The following is a 17,363-nucleotide window of genomic DNA, read 5'->3' on the forward strand; positions in this document are numbered from 1 at the left end:
ATGGGCATGTACGTACAGGAAAAGCAACAATTGCTTTGTCTGTTTCAAGAACAGACAGAAGGATTACTGCAAAGTATTGAACAGGAGAATTATGATCAGGTTGAAGAATATTTTGAGTTGCGTGCCCAGATTATTAACCGGATTAACCAGCTAGATGCAGCATTTCCGCAAGAACTTGTTCAGAGTCGTGGTACGTTGCAGGCTCTTCTGGTAGAAATCAGCTTGAACGATCAGAAATTGCAGGACGTCCTGAAGCAGCAGCATAAGAACGTAAGTGAGCAGTTAAAGAAATTACACATGGCTCGTCAGACAAATCGCTCTTATGCTCAGAGTGCATATAGCACAGAAGGATATTTTGTAGATGAGACAATCAGACCTGGATGGAAAACATAGTTAAGGCTCTGTCCTTAGCTATGTTTCTTTGTTTTTAAAAGAAACCAAGTATTACAAAAGGAGCCGGGACTATGAATATACTTGTAACAGGTGGAGCAGGATTTATCGGGCGCTGGGTCGTCCAGCGTCTGCTGAATGATAAACATAACGTGTGGATTCTTGATGATCTTTCGAATGGTCGGAAGCAAAATGTTGATGAATTTTTTGGTCAAGATGGCTTGAAAGAATTTATCGTCGGTGACATTAAAAATGAAGCTCTTCTGGATGAATTGTTCAAACGTGGACAGTTTGATGTGTGCTATCATCTTGGTGCGTCGATTAACGTACAAGATTCCATCGACGATCCACGCACGACATTTAACAATGATACAATTGGGACTTTCAATATTATGGAGCAATGTCGTGTCCATAACGTCAAGGTTGTATTTATGAGCACATGCATGGTATATGATCGCTGTGCAGATGAGACAGGCATCACGGAGCAGCATCCAACGAAGCCGGCGTCTCCGTATGCCGGGGCAAAAATTGCTGCAGAGAATATGGTGCTTTCATACTTTTACGCATATGGGCTTCCTGTTGTGGTGGTTCGTCCGTTCAATACATATGGTCCGTTCCAGAAAACAGGTGGCGAAGGCGGTGTTGTGGCGATTTTCGTTCGTAACCAGCTGAAAGGACTGCCGATTCATATTTATGGGGAAGGAACACAGACACGTGATTTACTATATGTAGAAGATTGTGCCCGTTTTGTTGTCGAAGCGGGGTATTCAGATGCAGTAAATGGTGAGATCGTAAATGCTGGTCTGGGGCGCGACATTACAATCAATGACCTGGCAGAACTGATCGCAGCAGGTAATGAGCATAATCCCGAGCAAGTAGAAATTGCGCATGTTCCTCATATTCACCCGCAGAGTGAGATTCAGAAATTGCTTTGTAATTATGATAAGGCATTCCGCCTGCTTAGCTGGAAGCCGAATGTTTCGCTTGATGAAGGCATTAAGCGGACGCGCGAGTGGATACGTACAAGTGATCTGATGTAGTGGAAGATGAAAAAAGATCCAGCGGACTGAGAAGTTCTATTATCAAAAATAACCATATCACCGAGCCTTTTTCGTTTATTTTAACGGGAAAGGCTTTTTTGTTTGTAAAGAGCCCATGTTTCTTCCGATATTCACTTATAGAACAGTACGTACGGAAGGGGTATGAAAGCATGCGAGTTTCAGACTTTATGCGCGGCATTGGTAATATGGCTGCGCGGACAACGGAAGAGCGTCTGCCTCAGGTAGAAGCGACAATTAAACAGCGTATTTCTGCCAGCGAAGCAGTTGTACAAATAGAAGGACGTGAAGTGCGAGCTACATTTGAGAAAGGGGTTCCATCCCAATCGCGTGTAACCGTTCAGATCACAGGCGAGACAGATACAACGATTGAGGTACGTACCGTATCAGGAGGACGTACCACAGGAACATCCAGTGAATCTGCTGAAGCGGCAGCCGAGAAACTATTGCGTGATGCCGGAGCGAAACCGACCTCAGAAATGAAAGAAGCTGTGCGCATCCTGACATCAAATAAAGCTCCGGTGACAAAGGAAACAGTTGCCACCGTACAGCAAATCATGAGCAAAGGCGAAGGTACAGTCCAGCAGAAGCTAGACGTGCTGACTGCCATGGCACAAAAAAATATTGATGTGACACCAAAAAGTTTTGAAGCGGTGTTTCGTACAATGCATGGCCCTACGCTCGGGGCACTGATGGAAGAACTGGCAAACGAACTGCCGGAGCTTGCGCCGTCTGCAAAACAGGCGGTAGCAAATGAAGTACAGACAGCAGCTAACAATCGTATAGTTGGAGCCTCTTCTACAGATGCAGCTCGGCTTGTTCAGCAGATGCAATCCGTCGCCTCTGCCATCGAACAAGCCGCACGTGCAGGTGGTTCATTAAATAAAGACGAGCTGCAGAAAGCTGTAAAAGTGATGGAACAGCAGCTAGAACGTCTGGAACACCAGCCGGGAGCAGTTAGTGAGGAAACGACCCAAAAAGTAAAACAGGTAGTCGATGGTATTAAGCAAGCGATACAGGAAACACCTGCGACTGAACAAAAAGTAGCGGCAGAACGTGTGCTAAAGCACGTATCTGCGCGTGATGTAGAACTGGCGGCCAAACAGGTAGCGCAGGAAGTCAAAACAAACGCTGTAAGAAGCGCTGAGCAGGTTCGTTCCGTGCCGCAGCAAGCATCAGACAACAAGCTGTCGCGACAGCTTGAGACGATTGCACAGGTAATTAGCGATGGGAAACCGATCGACAAAGCTGCCCTTCAGGCACTTGTGCGGCAGATGAAGACCAGTCAGGAACTCGTAAAGCTTCCGCTCGATACGCAACAGAAAGTGCAGGAAGTCATTCGGAATGTGGAGCAAGCTATTCGCCGGACGCCTGTGGCTGAACGTACGGTAGGGCCGGAACGCTTGGCACAGCAAGTACCGGCACGTCAAATCACGGAAGTGGCGAAGCAGGTAGAGGCTGTTACGCCAAAAGAGGAACCGTCTGCTCAGCCTGAAGTGGCCAAAAGATCAACGACCACAGTTGCTTCTTCTGTATCCGCTGTATCATCTACCCGTGCCGAGACAAGTAAACTAGCGCAACAGCTTAGTGTGCTTGCGGAAGCAATGGAAAGCCGCCAGCCATTGAATAAAGAAGCGATCCAGCGACTGATGCAGCAAATCAAGATGAATCCAGAGCTGCCTACCCTTAGCCGGGATGTGCAGCAGCAAGTACGTGCCATTGCAGAAAAAGTAGGGCAAGCCGTGAAAGAAACACCGCCATTGGAACCGGCTGTTTCGCCGGAAAGAATGGCGCGTTACGTACAAAGCCGGGATGTGCAGGAAATAGCGCGACGTGCAACGGACGAATTGACCCGTTCAGCCGAGACGAAATCTGCTGGAACGTCCCAGACGTCATCATCGGCTCAGTCATCAGCACCTGCTTCGCAAAGTGGGACACTGTCGCGACAGCTTGAGACGATTGCACAGGCAATTAGCGATGGGAAACCGATCGATAAAGCAGCACTTCAGGCGCTTGTGCGGCAGATGAAGACCAGTCAGGAACTGATAAAGCTTCCGCCTGATACGCAACAGAAAGTGCAGGACATCATTCGGAATGTGGAGCAAGCCGTTCATCGGACGCCTGCGGCTGAACGTACGGTAGCGCCGGAAAGGTTGGCCCAGCAGGTACCGGCACGCCAGATTGTGGAAGTGGCCAAGCAAGTAGAGGCTGTTACGCCAAAAGAGGAGTCATCTGCTCAACCTGAAGTAGCAACAAGACCGACAACCACAGTTACTTCTTCTGTATCCACTGCATCGTCTACTCGTGCCGAGACAAGTAAACTGGCGCAACAGCTTAGTGTGCTTGCGGAAGCGATGGAAAGCCGTCAGCCGTTGAATAAAGAAGCGATCCAGCGGCTGATGCAACAAATTAAGACGAACCCAGAGCTGCCAAAAGCGGAACCTGCTATTCAGCAGCAAGTGCAGCGCATTGTGCAAGGTATGGAAGCTGCGATCCAGCAGACACCATCTAAGGAGACGGTGATTCCGTCGGATCGTCTTGCGGCACATGTCTCAGCAACGGAGGTTAAGCAGGCAGCGGAAGCGGTTCGAATTTCAGAAAATCGTCAGTCGACAGAGTCAATCATTCGTACGGGAGCCTCAACACAAGTAGCAGGTACACGTACTGTGGCACTGCAGGGCGAGCAGGCTGTTCATCCAGAAAGTACAGTAACAAAACAACTGGATATACTGGCACAGGCGATTTCGCGTCAGCAACCACTAAACAAAGATATTCTGCAAAAACTGGCGCAGCAGATTCTGCGGAATCCAGAGCTGCCTACCTTTAGCCGGGATGTGCAGCAGCAAGTGCGTGTTATTGCAGAAAAAGTCGAGCAAGCTGTGAAAGAAACATCGGCATCCGAACCAGCCGTTACGCCTGAAAGACTGGCACATTATGTCCAAAATCGGGATGTGCAGGAAGTGGCACGGCGTGCAACGGACGAATTGACCCGTTTGGCCGACGAAAAACCTGCTGGAACGTCACAGACGTCATCTTCGGCACAAAAAGAAGTCTCGTCGTTTGCATCTGTTCCGCAAAATAGAGAGCTGACTCGTCAGCTTGAGATACTGAACCAGGCTGTTTCCAGTCGGCAACCGCTGGATAAAGAAGCGCTTCGTCAGTTGACAGAGCAGATTAAGCAAAATCCAGGACTTTCGATGGTAAGTCGTGCGGCAGCACAGCAGATTCACCAAGTTGCTGAGCAGGTTGAGAGAGCCATTCAGGAAACACCGGCAGAGGAACGAACTGTATCGCCAGATCGTCTTGCTCGTTATATTACCCCGCGCGATATCTCTATGGCGGCAGGAAGAATCACGAAAGAGCCACAGAGTGTACTTGCTGACCAGTCTGATACTAGGCAGGTACGGCAGACTCAGCCTTCTGATACTCCGCAAAAGGAGAAAGTGGAGCAAGCGGCTCGCCAATTGGAAATGATCGCAGCGAGAACAGCCAGTGGTAAACCCATCCCGCGTGAAATGCTTGAACAGGCAGTACATCAAATACGGGAGACTACGAGCGAGATACAATCCAATCGTGATGCCACTGCGCAATTACGAAATACCGCAGACAAGCTTGAGCAGGTTCTCCGACAGCTACCACAGACTGTACGCGAAGTGCCGACTGAGCAGATTGAACGCCGAGTTTCGGCGCAGGACATGAAGCGTGCGGCAGAAGTCGCCTTACAGCAAGTAAAAGAAACTGAAGTGAGGTCAACGGAGCCAACTGTATCATCTGAGCGCCGTCGCCTCGCCGAGATGGTGCTTGATATACGCACAACAGGAAAAGTTACACGCCCGCAGATCGAAGCCATCCAGCAGGCGGTCGAACAAGTTGTAACAGAAGCAGGCGGGAGTGAGAAGCTACGCCAGAGCACAAGTGAATTCATGGATCGACTAGGACGGGATCTCCGCATGTCGATGAGCTATGAGGCTGTCGGTCGCTCCGCTGAAGCGAAAGCGATGGTCCAGCGCTCGGTTGATCAGCTTGTTCAGCTATTCAAGCTCCCGGTGGCAGAAGCAGCGCGTACATCATCCGTAGCGCCAACAGGGGAGATGACGTCTGAAGCATCGCCACGCATGCTGGAAACGATGGGTCAGATGTACGATCGCTTAAGCGGAATTGTGGCAGCCGCCCGCGCTGAGATGAAGAGCGCACAGGGGGTAACTGCAGCTCAACTGTTAGGTGGTATAAGTGACACGCCAGATGTTGCTGATTTGCTGCAAGCACGCACACCGCAGCAGATTATGCAGGATGTAGCACAGACTTTGCTTAATACAGCCGAAGCAGAAGGAATTCCTTCGGAGATGAAGCAGAAGATCAGTGGCATACTTGAGCAGATGGGGCAGGCTGTTAACGGGGAAGAAGAGTATCTTTCTAGCGAAAGTAAAGTGGAAACTCCAACGGCATCAAAGGTTGATGTAGATGTTCAGATGCAGCAACTTCAACAATTGTTTGACGAAGAAGCAGGACGCATGGCAGCTTATGCAAATGTACAAACAGCTAATTTCGAACGTGTTTCCCATTATATTCCTGATCACCTACGTGAGACTGCTGCGCAATTCAAGCAAGTGAAAAAGGAGATTGGAAACAACGTTGATCGGATGATGCAGTTTCTGGATAAAAACGTCCCACAGGCATCCTCTTATATTAAGAAGATTATTGAACCGACAATTGAAATGGTAGATCGCTTAGTTTCCAAAGGAGAATTTGCGCTTTTTGCCGATATGGAGTTCGAACATGATGTACTTACGTTATCAAGTCGGCTTCAAGAAATTAAAGGAATGCTTTCTAAAGGACAAAATAGCGAGGCATTGACGGCATTCCGTGATGTGCGTCAGCAGCTGGATAAGTTGAATTGGCAACCGTCTTATATGAAAGTAGAACGATTTTTCTCCAAGCAAGTAGGAGAAGGAGCGATGCAAAATCCTTTGGAACTGTATACACGAGACTGGCGAAATGAGCAGTTGACTGGGCGAGGGATACAGGAATGGATGCGTGGTATGGGAATGAACCACGAACGGGAGGCGATTGACTGGATGATGCAGCGAGCAGCAGACAATCGTGACCTAAACGGAGGCATGAACAACTTTAGTTCGCAGCAAAGCCAGGTATCTAGCCGCAGTGTGCATGTAGGTGCAGGTGGAGCATTTGATCATGGAGACTCACAATCTTCTGGGCAGGGGCAGCCGCATTCGATGAAGTCTTTCCTTATGGAACAGATCGAAAACAACACGGTTTCTCCGCGTGCCAAAGAAATGATGGAACAAGCACTATCAAATGTAACCGGTCAACAGCTGTTATCACGGCAAGATCCAGGCGTACCGATGCAATCTATGTATGTACAGCTCCCGCTTCCATGGGAAGAGGGAATGAAAACCGTCCATGTTCAAATTAATTCTCGCAATAACGGCGAGCAGATGGACTGGGAGAACTGTAGCTTGTTCTTCTTCTTAGATACGCCGAAGTACGGGGATACAGGGATTGGGGTAACCGTAGTGGATCGAGAAATGACCATCCGCGTTCAGAACAACTATCCGAATACAGAACAAGTATTCGCTCCGTACATTCCGCAACTTAAAAATGAACTGCAGGGACTTGGCTATCGTGTGCAGGCAGTATCGTTTGGGGCGTTTGCTCCAACAGAAGAAACGAAGCACGATCTGCCATCGGGACCGGCTGTCGATGTGCAAGCAGCACGCGCTGATGTAGCCAAGCAGCTATCTGGTAGGGAAGGAGTCGACTTCTCAGTATGATTTATAAGCATTTTGGTCGTCCGGACCCGAAGGAGAAGAAAAAATCGACCCGTGCAGCTGTTATTCGTTATGACAAAGATAACGATAAAGCACCTGTTGTTGTAGCGCAAGGACGCGGGGAAGTTGCACGCAAAATTATTGAAAAGGCGAAAGAGCATAACATTGCCATGCAGGAAGATGCATTGCTGTTGGATAATTTGCTTTCGCTTGATTTGGGGAGTAGTGTGCCTCCTCAGATGTACCAGGTAGTGGCGGAAATGATGCTGTTTGTGCGGCGTGCAAATGAAGGTGCGCCGCCCTCACCTATACGTACCCCTGCTCTTCATCAGACGTCATATTGGGAGGACGAGGAGCAGGATGAAGAGGTAAGTATTGATGATTTACTTTCTGCTATTAAAAAAATGTAGGCAATAAAGCATAATTTTTGCTGTAAAATCTCAACTCATGCTTTTTTACGCCGATATAATAGATAGTTGCAATAAGAAAAGGCACATTGAATTAAAGAAAGCAGGGTGGCAGGAGATGGAACGTGTAGTCACACTTGAAAATGTCGAGATCAGTGACATTCATGATCGCCCGGAGTTAATTACTTCTTTGTTGTATAAGAAGCTTTTACAAAAAATAGATGAAGCTATTGTTTGTATTCCTAAAAAAGATTTTGCTAAGGCTAACAGTGCCCTGCAGTTAAGCTGCGACATAATAGAACGCCTTGGTGCTGGCATCAAGTATGAAGCAGGAACGCTTGCTGACCATTTGGAAATGCTATATCAATATTGCTTCGATCGTGTTGTAAAAGCTAATTTTACAAAAGATATTTCTATTTTGCAGGAAGTAAAAGACATGATCAATCAGTTGGATGAAGCCTGGACGACTGCAATGGAGCAGGAGAAAGACAATCCTCAAGCAGGGGCTGTCCAACTTAAGAAACCAGCTGCGCTTAATCCTTATTTGAAAAAGGAAATCGAGCAGGAAGTATTTGAAAGAGCACAGGAAAATCCAAAAAGTTTGTAAAAACCATAATTAGGGGGAAAATAGCATGAGAATCAATCATAATCTACCAGCATTAAACTCGTATCGTAATCTTACGCAAAACCAGCAGGGCATGGGTAAAGTTCTAGAGAAGCTTTCTTCTGGATATCGTATCAACCGTGCGTCTGACGATGCGGCAGGGCTTGCTATTTCTGAAAAAATGCGCGGACAAATTCGTGGTCTTGAGCAAGGTCAGCGCAATACACAGGATGGAATTTCACTGATTCAAACAGCAGAAGGTGCGCTTCAGGAAGTTCATTCTATGCTGCAGCGTATGCGTGAGCTGGCTGTACAGGCAGCGAATGATACGTATAATACGGATGATAAAAATGCATCTCAGCAAGAAGTAGCCCAACTGACAGAACAAATTAAAAATATTGCGGAAACAACGGAGTTTAATGGTATTCCATTGATTGGTGAGGGGGCTAAAACGTTAGAAGATGTGCAAATTCAGTACGGTCCTAATGAAGGAGATAGTTTGTTATTAGAATTGACAGCTAAACCAACTTCTGCGGGATCAACAAAAGTTGATCCGACATCTTTAAAAATTGACAGTGTCAAAATTGATACTACTGCTGATGCATCAAAGGCTATCACAACCTTCCAAGATGCAATTAAACAGGTGTCGGAGATTCGTTCTTATCTGGGTGCGATTCAGAACCGACTGGAACATGCGGTTAATAACCTTTCTAACTACACAGAGAACCTGACAGCAGCAGAATCTCGTATTCGCGATGCTGATATGGCGAAAGAAATGACAGAATATACTCGTTTCAACATCATCAATCAGTCTGCTACTGCGATGCTGGCTCAGGCGAATCAGCTTCCACAAGGTGTGCTTCAATTGTTAAAAGGATAGTAAAGAATTCTATAAAGCCTCAAGCATAATCAACGCTTGAGGCTTTTGTGTATCAATGTAAGTAAGGTATTTGAAATCAAAATAATAAACATGAGAAAGTGCTTGAGATTATTTGACGACAAGTATCCATAATTGAAAAATCTAAGTTTTCTGGATTGGGGCGATAGCTTCAATAAAAACGGTTAAAATATTCATCGTTCTCCTACGTCAGACGGATTGAAAAAAGTACGGCGCATAAAGAAGAAAACGTGTGAAATTGTCATGTCCTGAGCAGTTACCAGACCTGATCTTAGGCGATACAATTAAGATAAGGGAAAAGAGAGGGGATTTTAATGAGGATAGCTATAGGTGTAACTTTTGGTCTAGAGATAGAAAAAAGAATGGAAAGTGTATTAGGCTTATTTGAAGAAGATGGATTTACAGTAGAAGTATTTCCTATCGAGTCAAATAACATTAATATAACTTCACTTCCGCTTATTGTTAATCTAATAAAAGAGAAGTATGGGACAAATTTAGAAGAGGTCATCGTTGTTTCAAATGTAGAAGAGTTAATTTTTAGTTGGTATCGTTGCTATAATTATATAGTAGATCATTTTGTATATATTCCATCTGCTTATACATATAAAGGAGAATATAACGAAGAAGTTAGAGGAATTATTGATGTACTTATAAGTTTTATAGGAGCTGAAAGTGAAAATTTACAAGGAAGAATATATATTGATTTATCACCAGATACATATAATCTAGTAGTTGGAAAGTTTTTGGGAAATTATTCGTTTAGTTATTTTGAGCTTTTAAATGAATTTAAAAATAGAAACAAGTTAGTTAAAAAAATTTCACATAAAAAATATTTGTATAAGGAGCTTGAATTTAGTCTTGAAGATATATCAGATGGATCTTCTTCAATTGTAAAACTTACGCCAGAAAATATAGATATACAAAAACTCTTAAAACAATTAGAGTTATGTCCGAATTTTATTCCGTATGTAGTTTTTGATTTGTTTTATAGTAGGAGTTTTATTCCTAAAGCCGAACAGTTATTTTTATATATAATGAGAAACATTCGTAAAGCAAAACAAGAGCTTATTAATGAGGCTTGTGAAGTGATTATTTCTATTATGAAACTCAGTACTTTTTCTTTCAGTGAACAATTATATATAATTTCTTTGCTTGTTGAAATGCAACCAAAATATCCAGGTATCATTAAAATGTTTATAAGTTTGTTATTGGAAGACCAAAGACATATTAGGTATCATCATAATGTTTTAGTACAGACTGGGGGGTATATTGCTTATGCTGGTGCGCTAAAATATGATGGATATGAAGCAGATAAACGAAAAATACTTGAAAGTATTGGCGATTATCTTATTGATAATTATGAGATTCAAATGAACATACCACAGGAAAGAAACAAGAACATCGTAATTCTGACTGATCAACTTCTATCACTGCTACATTCACCAACAAAAATTACGTTAGAATATGCGATTTTTATAAAGAAATTATATCCAGACTATAGAATTGTAATTTTTGCTGAAGATAATTATATAGATATTGGAGTAAAAGAATCTATTGTTGGAGGGTACGGTGCGGTTTCATCTTATAGGTGCAGGGAAGAGCATGCAGCTTTTTTGGAAGGAACGGATATTGAGATTGTATATGCTAATGATAATGAAGAATTTTTAATAAGAGGTAAGAAAAATATAGAAAAGATCCAAATTTTAAATCCACATTTTATTTTTACAAATGCAGAAATTTCTATAGTGCAACAGGTGTTGTTCAAAATGTATCCAGTAGTGTATCTTTCATTTGGGTCGGTAGTTCCAGGGGGGCCGGCAGATGTGTACATGTTTAAAGATAAGAGAGAAGCCGTTGCTTTAAATGAAAAATTGAATACCATCCCCGAAAAGCAAATTCAACAGTATACATGTGCATTTAATATGCCGGATTCACAGAAAATTATAAGGCGTGAAGATTATGGATTTTTAGAAAGTGATTTTGTTTTGGTAACAGTAGGGAACCGTTTAAACGGGGAGATGGATGAAGGGTTTATTAATATGGTATTTAACTTTCTTCGTCAGCATTCAGACGCTAAATGGTTGATAGTAGGCCCTCAAAAGATTCCGTATATTCATGAAGTATGGAAAGAAGATGAAAAGCAGGTTGTTTTTGTGGATTATGAAAAAGATTTAGTAGCATTATACGGTATATGTGATGCTTTCCTTAATCCGATTCGACATGGAGGAGGGTATAGTGTTGTGGCTGCTATGGCAGCAGGACTTCCGATAATCATTTCCTCCATGCCATCAGATGGACTTGTGTTTGTTGGTGAAAAACATGGGTGTGGGCTAGAATATGAAGATTTTTATCAAGAGATGGAAAAATTATATCAAAATAAGATGTACAGAAAGCAGAAGGGAGAAATGATGAAGGAAAGACTTTCTAAGTTTAGTTATGAGCAGTTAGAAAAAGAATTTCGTCAGTATTTTATTATGGCAGAGGAGGAATATCAAAAAAGAGTGGTGTTGCTAACATGATTCATGTAACCAAAAGCTATCGTAACAGGCTGAACAGTTACCCAATATTAAAGCCATAAATTCAAAAACGATTTTGAAAGGAAGACTTAAATGACAAAATCATGGAGAGGACTGCCTATCGTTATTTTGGGGATTGGTGGTTTTGCTAAAGAAGTAAGGTGGTTAATACATGATATAAATTTAGCATCTAACACACCTGTTTTTGACTTAATTGGATATATATCCCATAGTGATGAAGACATTGGTATTGATATAGAAGGTGTGAAAGTAGTAGCATCTAATAACAATTTTAAAGGTTTTAGTGAACAGTTTGGAGTATTAGGAGTTACTATCGCTTTGGGAAATCCTAAATGGAAAGAAGCTATTGAAACGGAAATTTTAGAGGGATGTGCAAATCTTGTATATCCTAATCTTATTCACCCTAAAGCGAACATACTTGCATCAAATTTAAATGATTTTGGTGTAGGTAGTATTATATGCGCTGGAGTAAGCATAACTACCAATGTTAAATTTGGTAGGTTTGTGATTGCTAATATTAATTGTACAATAGGCCATGATACGGTAATTGGGGATTATTGTACGATAAATCCTTTGGCAGCTGTTTCAGGTAATATAAATATAGAGAAGTTATCCTTAATAGGAGCAGGGGCTTCGATTATAGAGAAAACTACTATTAGTGAAAATAGTATTGTGGGGCTTGGGGCTATTATAGTTAAAGATATAGAAAAAAATAGTGTAATGATTTGTAAGGCAGCTCACAAACTAGAAAAGAAATTAGAGAATTAGGAGATCCTCTAATTCCCTAATTCGCAAAGGATTGATATATTGTGGAGTGTTTCGAAAAACCAATAATGGTTACAAAATCTTTTTTACCCCCCATGGAGGAATATACTGAAAAAATAGGAGAAATATGGGCGAGTGCTTGGTTAACCAACAATGGGAAATTTCACAATGAATTTGAAAAAGGCTTAAAAAAACGTCTGGGTGTTAATGAGGCTTCTTTATTTGTTAATGGACATTTAGCTTTAGAGACAGCCATTAAAACTTTGAAGATAAAAGGGGAGATTATTACAACTCCCTTTACATTTGCATCAACTACACATGCTATTATTAATCGCGGATTAGAGCCTGTATTTTGTGATATAGAGGAAGGGACGTTTAATATTGACCCAGAAAAAATAGAGAATCTTATTACAGAGAAAACAAGTGCGATTTTACCTGTTCATGTTTTTGGGAATCCTTGTAACGTTAAAAAGATCCAGGAGATCGCAAAAAGGTATAATCTTAAAGTTATATATGATGCTGCTCATGCTTTTGGTGTAAAAGTAAATGATGTTGGCATTGGAAAATTTGGGGATATCTCTATGTTTAGTATGCATGCAACCAAAGTATTTCATTCAATCGAAGGAGGGGTTTTAACTTACAGTAATGATAAATATAAGAGTGAAATCGAACTCCTGAAGAACTTTGGTATAAGCGGCCCTGAAAGTGTAGAATTAACAGGTATTAATGCAAAAATGAACGAGTTTCAAGCTGCAATGGGAATAGTGAATTTAAACTATATTGATGAACAGATTGACAAAAGAAAATTAATAACTAATAAATATAGAAGTTTGCTAAGTAAGATAAAAGGAATTAAATATTTAGAGGATATGGAAGGAGTTCAGCATAACTATTCGTATTTTCCGGTCCTTATTGATAAAGAAGAGTATGGTTTAGATAGAGATGAGCTTCATGAAAAATTAAAGGAATACAACGTTTTTACAAGGAAATATTTTTATCCTCTTTGTACAGATTTTAAATGCTATCGTAATTATAATGATCTATATAAATTACCAGTTGCTCGATATGTTGCGGATAGAGTTTTGACGTTACCTATTTACTCTGATTTAGAATTAAAAGATGTAGAGCATATATGTGAGATTATTATGTGTGCAAAGGTATGATAACTCACATTCCGCACCCCCTAGCTCTCTGAAAATGGGCGGAACGTCAAGATTTAGACAAGTTAATACGAGAAGGAATACAAGCGTCCTAGTTCAATGATGATGCCATCGGCCGTCACATAGATCGAATCGAAGAAGCCGATGTCCATAAAGTAGTCTCAGAATGGCTCTAATAAAGGCGATAACCTCACGTTAAACTTAATATCGCAGCCTACTCCACCAGGGAATACAAAAGCTGACCCTATATCTTTAAAAATTGCTACTGCTGATATGGCACAAGAAATAACAGAGTATACTCGTTTTCACATTATTAATCAGTCTGCTACTGCGATGCTAGCTCAGGCGAATCAGCTTCTACAAGGTGTACTACAGTTATTGAAAGGATAACATTTCTGCAAAAATACGAAGCCTTGATTAAGCGTGTAGCTTGTTCGAGGCTTTTCTATATCAATCACAGGAGGAAAGTGACATGACGAAGACTCACATTGGACTACAGCCTCAGTATATGGGTGAATTTTCTTGTATTGGAGCAGAGTGTGAAGATACATGCTGCCAGGCATGGACGATAACAATTGATAAAGAAACATATAAGAAGTATAAAAATCTTCCAGAAAGCCCGTTGAAAAAGAAGATTATAAAAAGTATGGGCAGAATTCGTAAGGATGCAAACGATTATAACTATGCGAAAATGAAATTGGATGATCAGGCCAGATGCCCTTTGATGACGGAGCAGAAGCTATGTGGTATTCAGCTTGAACTGGGGGAGCGTTACTTATCACATACTTGTACTGTATATCCAAGGCAAACGAATATGGTAGATGGGAGGATAGAGTTGTCAGCTGCTGTATCCTGTCCGGAAGTTGCTCGTTTAGCCTTGCTGAATCCAGCAGGAATAGACTTTGATGAGTTAGAGATTGAAATCGAAGCGAAGACACCCATCTTTTCTATACTAAATACAAAAGCACATGGAAGAGATGAATTAGCTTTTTACTTTTGGGACTTACGCTTTTTTACTATTAAATTGCTGCAGAATCGTATGTATTCAGTAGCCGATCGACTTGTTCTATTAGGTATTTTCTTCGATAAATTAGAAAATATCGTTCAGAATAAAAAGATAAGACAGTTACCGGCCTTGATTCAGGAGTTTGAGGCACGCGTCGAGGCAGGTAAATTTTTGAAAGATTTATCACTTTTAAAGATCCCATCCATTGTACAACTTACAATTACTAAAGGAATTGCGAGTATGATGAAAGGAGTTAATAAAAACAATAGACGATATATGGAATGCCTTCATGAGATGCTGGAGGGACTCGGATATAACGAAGATATAGATGAGGAAGCAAGAGTTCAAAGATACACATCAGCTTACGAAAAATATTATCAACCGTTTATGGAACAGCATGATTATATCTATGAAAACTATATGGTTAATTACGTATACAGAAGTATGTTTCCAATGAAGAATACCACTCATCCTTTTGAAAATTTTATTACGCTTACTGTGCATTTTGCGCTTATCAAGCTTCATCTTGTCGGTATAGCGGCTTTCCATAAAGAACTTACGCCTTCATCAGTGATCCGAGTTATCCAGATTTTGTCCCGAACAGTGGAGCATAATCATATTTATATTAAGGAAATACATAAGGTGCTAGAATCTCATCAATTTGATAATTTAGCCTATTTGTCGGTTTTAATAAAAAATTAGGATGGTGCAAACGATAAGCTAGCAGACAAAATTTTTGGGAATGAAGAAATAACTTTGCAAACGAATTTTTATTCGTTATACTAAATATGTTATGCACAAAGAGGTGCGCTATGGACAAGGTCCGGCGCACCTTTCGTCCCGTTACGGCGCAAGTATGCTATTTCGGAAAGGTTGGTAATGATATGGATTGGGGAGTCGTGTATGAATACCGTGAATTGTTCATTCGTGGTTTCGGATACACTATATTGTTTACATCGGTTGGCGTAGGAGTTGGAACAATCCTTGGCCTGCTGCTTGGGCTTGGTCGGTTGTCCAATAATTTTTTGCTTCGTGGGTTTTCGATTGGATACATTACATTGTTCCGTGGTACGCCGTTGTTCGTGCAAATTTTAATTATCCACTTTGCGGTCATCCCAGATGTTTGGGGGGCCTTGGTAGGAGGAGAACCACCAGGACCGGTGTTCTCCGGGTTTGTTGCGCTGTCACTAAATGCCGGGGCTTATATTGCTGAGATCTTCCGTGGAGGAATTCAGTCCATTGACAAAGGGCAGATGGAAGCAGCTCGTTCACTTGGAATGAATCATGGACAAGCGATGCGCTCGGTAATTTTGCCTCAGGCGTTCAAGCGGATGATTCCACCGCTTGGAAATGAATTTATTGCGTTATTAAAGGATTCATCTATCCTTTCCATTATCGCAGCACCTGAGTTTGCTTATGCAGGACAAGCGACAGCTAAATCGACATTCGAACGCTGGCCACCTTATTTAACACTTGCTGCAGGGTATCTAATCCTGACAATTGTGATCGCACGTGTGGTTAGTTATATGGAGAAACGCCTTCGTACAGACAGATAAACCTGCGTAAAAACTTGTCGAATCAGGGCTTGTTTCGTCGACTAAATTCATTTGACGCTGTATATTCCTAGGTGGTATATTCAAGATGTGGGGACCCACTCGTTCCCATATTTTATCGACGGAAAGGGATGTATCTGATGCAAGGTAAAGTAAAATGGTTTAATGCTGAAAAAGGTTATGGCTTTATCGAACGTGAAGATGGTGGAGATGTATTCGTACATTTTTCTGCGATCCAATCTGAAGGTTTCAAATCGCTGGAAGAAGGACAAAGCGTTGAATTCGAAATCGTTGAAGGCGCTCGTGGACCGCAAGCAGCGAACGTTATTAAGTTGTAATCAGCATCACCTTTCCATACTATAGGAAATAAGGTAGAGCTACATATACAACACACGATGCCCTCGGGATTTCCTGAGGGTTTTTTATTTTTGTCATAAAAAAATGTCGTCCCATGGAGGATTTTGCGTTCCGAAGGGGAATATATAAAGCATAGACGAAAGGAGGAGTATCTATATGCAATACAACACCCGTGGTGAGAATATTGAAGTCACTCCTGCACTTCGAGACTATGTAGAGAAGAAAATCGGGCGCTTAGAGCGCTACTTCGAAGAAACAACAGCATTTAGCTGCAACGTCACCATGCGCGTTCAGCGCGGGGAACATACCGTGGAAGTAACCATTCCGATGCCGGGGGTCATTCTTCGGGCGGAAGATACGAACAACGATATGTATGCGGCCATTGATCTGGTCGTCGAGAAGTTAGAACGCCAGATTCGTAAGCATAAAACAAAAGTAAACCGCAGAAACCGTCAGACTGGAACCGGGGCTGTATTCCTGGATGTAGAGCCGGTATTTGCGGCACAGGAAGACGATCATGAGGAAGAAGAGGCTGTCCAGATCGTCCGCACCAAGCGCTTTAACTTAAAGCCGATGGATGCGGAAGAAGCGGTTCTTCAGATGGAAATGATTGGTCACAACTTCTTCGTATTCCAGAATGGGGAAACGGATGATGTGAACGTGGTGTACCGCCGCAAAGATGGACGCTACGGTCTGATCGAACCAGAAAGTGTATAATTGTATAATAATGAAGAAAAAGGCGCCCCTTGCGCCTTTTTCTTTTTGTTTGTTTTTGCTACAATTAAATTTTAGAACAGGACTTCTTGCTCGCTAAGGAAGAACAGTGATGACTTGGAAGG

Annotated in this window: 14 protein-coding genes; all 14 read left to right on the top strand. The window is 42.2% G+C overall.

Annotated features, from left to right (window positions below; translation table 11 throughout):
• The 14 genes from PO771_RS01595 (at position 1) to hpf (ending at position 17,241) form a co-directional block, all read left to right on the top strand.
• Positions 1 to 393: a hypothetical protein gene (locus PO771_RS01595; RefSeq protein WP_272561571.1), complete on the top strand. Its 393-nt coding sequence runs from the start codon at positions 1 to 3 to the stop codon at positions 391 to 393.
• 71 nt (positions 394 to 464) lie between these two features.
• Positions 465 to 1,430 carry a dTDP-glucose 4,6-dehydratase gene (locus PO771_RS01600; protein WP_272561572.1) on the top strand — a complete coding sequence of 322 codons (966 nt, stop codon included), beginning with the start codon at positions 465 to 467 and terminating at the stop codon, positions 1,428 to 1,430.
• 170 nt (positions 1,431 to 1,600) lie between these two features.
• Positions 1,601 to 7,240 (top strand): DUF6240 domain-containing protein, encoded by a 5,640-nt coding sequence (locus PO771_RS01605; protein ID WP_272561573.1) that lies wholly within the window; start codon positions 1,601 to 1,603, stop codon positions 7,238 to 7,240.
• Positions 7,237 to 7,647: an EscU/YscU/HrcU family type III secretion system export apparatus switch protein gene (locus PO771_RS01610; protein ID WP_336297946.1), complete on the top strand. Its 411-nt coding sequence runs from the start codon at positions 7,237 to 7,239 to the stop codon at positions 7,645 to 7,647. Before PO771_RS01605 ends, PO771_RS01610 begins: the two co-directional genes overlap by 4 nt.
• Before the next feature lie 115 nt (positions 7,648 to 7,762).
• Complete coding sequence (gene fliS / locus PO771_RS01615) at positions 7,763 to 8,251, top strand: flagellar export chaperone FliS (protein ID WP_272561574.1); 489 nt, start codon at positions 7,763 to 7,765, stop codon at positions 8,249 to 8,251.
• Positions 8,252 to 8,276: 25 nt separating this feature from the next.
• Positions 8,277 to 9,128 (top strand): flagellin N-terminal helical domain-containing protein, encoded by an 852-nt coding sequence (locus PO771_RS01620; RefSeq protein ID WP_272561575.1) that lies wholly within the window; start codon positions 8,277 to 8,279, stop codon positions 9,126 to 9,128.
• A gap of 332 nt (positions 9,129 to 9,460) precedes the next feature.
• Positions 9,461 to 11,665, top strand: a complete 2,205-nt coding sequence (locus PO771_RS01625) for a glycosyltransferase family 4 protein (RefSeq protein WP_272561576.1) — start codon at positions 9,461 to 9,463, stop codon at positions 11,663 to 11,665.
• A gap of 90 nt (positions 11,666 to 11,755) precedes the next feature.
• The gene (locus PO771_RS01630) at positions 11,756 to 12,451 is read left to right on the top strand and encodes an LbetaH domain-containing protein (RefSeq protein WP_272561577.1); all 696 of its coding nucleotides are present in this window, start codon (positions 11,756 to 11,758) and stop codon (positions 12,449 to 12,451) included.
• 41 nt (positions 12,452 to 12,492) lie between these two features.
• Entirely contained in the window at positions 12,493 to 13,611 is a 1,119-nt protein-coding gene (locus PO771_RS01635; RefSeq protein WP_272561578.1) for a DegT/DnrJ/EryC1/StrS family aminotransferase, read from the top strand.
• Positions 13,612 to 13,866: 255 nt separating this feature from the next.
• Positions 13,867 to 13,998, top strand: coding sequence for a flagellin (locus tag PO771_RS01640; protein WP_336297953.1), 132 nt, complete (start codon positions 13,867 to 13,869; stop codon positions 13,996 to 13,998).
• Positions 13,999 to 14,080: 82 nt separating this feature from the next.
• Positions 14,081 to 15,316 (top strand): flagellin lysine-N-methylase, encoded by a 1,236-nt coding sequence (gene fliB, locus PO771_RS01645; RefSeq protein ID WP_272561579.1) that lies wholly within the window; start codon positions 14,081 to 14,083, stop codon positions 15,314 to 15,316.
• 182 nt (positions 15,317 to 15,498) lie between these two features.
• Positions 15,499 to 16,170, top strand: coding sequence for an amino acid ABC transporter permease (locus tag PO771_RS01650; protein ID WP_272563081.1), 672 nt, complete (start codon positions 15,499 to 15,501; stop codon positions 16,168 to 16,170).
• A 134-nt stretch (positions 16,171 to 16,304) separates the two neighbouring features.
• On the top strand, positions 16,305 to 16,505 hold the full coding sequence (locus PO771_RS01655) for a cold-shock protein (protein ID WP_272563082.1): 201 nt from the start codon (positions 16,305 to 16,307) through the stop codon (positions 16,503 to 16,505).
• Positions 16,506 to 16,680: 175 nt separating this feature from the next.
• The gene (hpf, locus tag PO771_RS01660; protein WP_272561580.1) at positions 16,681 to 17,241 is read left to right on the top strand and encodes a ribosome hibernation-promoting factor, HPF/YfiA family; all 561 of its coding nucleotides are present in this window, start codon (positions 16,681 to 16,683) and stop codon (positions 17,239 to 17,241) included.
• The last annotated feature ends 122 nt before the right edge of the window (positions 17,242 to 17,363 follow it).

The sequence above is a fragment of the Aneurinibacillus uraniidurans genome (assembly GCF_028471905.1).
Taxonomy (GTDB): Bacteria; Bacillota; Bacilli; order Aneurinibacillales; family Aneurinibacillaceae; genus Aneurinibacillus; species Aneurinibacillus uraniidurans.

Bases quoted from the DNA above. Each gene is read 5' to 3' on its own strand.
- PO771_RS01595 (WP_272561571.1), top strand. From the start codon at position 1: ATGGGCATGTACGTACAGGAAAAGCAACAATTGCTTTGTCTGTTTCAA.
- PO771_RS01600 (WP_272561572.1), top strand. From the start codon at position 465: ATGAATATACTTGTAACAGGTGGAGCAGGATTTATCGGGCGCTGGGTC.
- PO771_RS01605 (WP_272561573.1), top strand. From the start codon at position 1,601: ATGCGAGTTTCAGACTTTATGCGCGGCATTGGTAATATGGCTGCGCGG.
- PO771_RS01610 (WP_336297946.1), top strand. From the start codon at position 7,237: ATGATTTATAAGCATTTTGGTCGTCCGGACCCGAAGGAGAAGAAAAAA.
- fliS (WP_272561574.1), top strand. From the start codon at position 7,763: ATGGAACGTGTAGTCACACTTGAAAATGTCGAGATCAGTGACATTCAT.
- PO771_RS01620 (WP_272561575.1), top strand. From the start codon at position 8,277: ATGAGAATCAATCATAATCTACCAGCATTAAACTCGTATCGTAATCTT.
- PO771_RS01625 (WP_272561576.1), top strand. From the start codon at position 9,461: ATGAGGATAGCTATAGGTGTAACTTTTGGTCTAGAGATAGAAAAAAGA.
- PO771_RS01630 (WP_272561577.1), top strand. From the start codon at position 11,756: ATGACAAAATCATGGAGAGGACTGCCTATCGTTATTTTGGGGATTGGT.
- fliB (WP_272561579.1), top strand. From the start codon at position 14,081: ATGACGAAGACTCACATTGGACTACAGCCTCAGTATATGGGTGAATTT.
- PO771_RS01650 (WP_272563081.1), top strand. From the start codon at position 15,499: ATGGATTGGGGAGTCGTGTATGAATACCGTGAATTGTTCATTCGTGGT.
- hpf (WP_272561580.1), top strand. From the start codon at position 16,681: ATGCAATACAACACCCGTGGTGAGAATATTGAAGTCACTCCTGCACTT.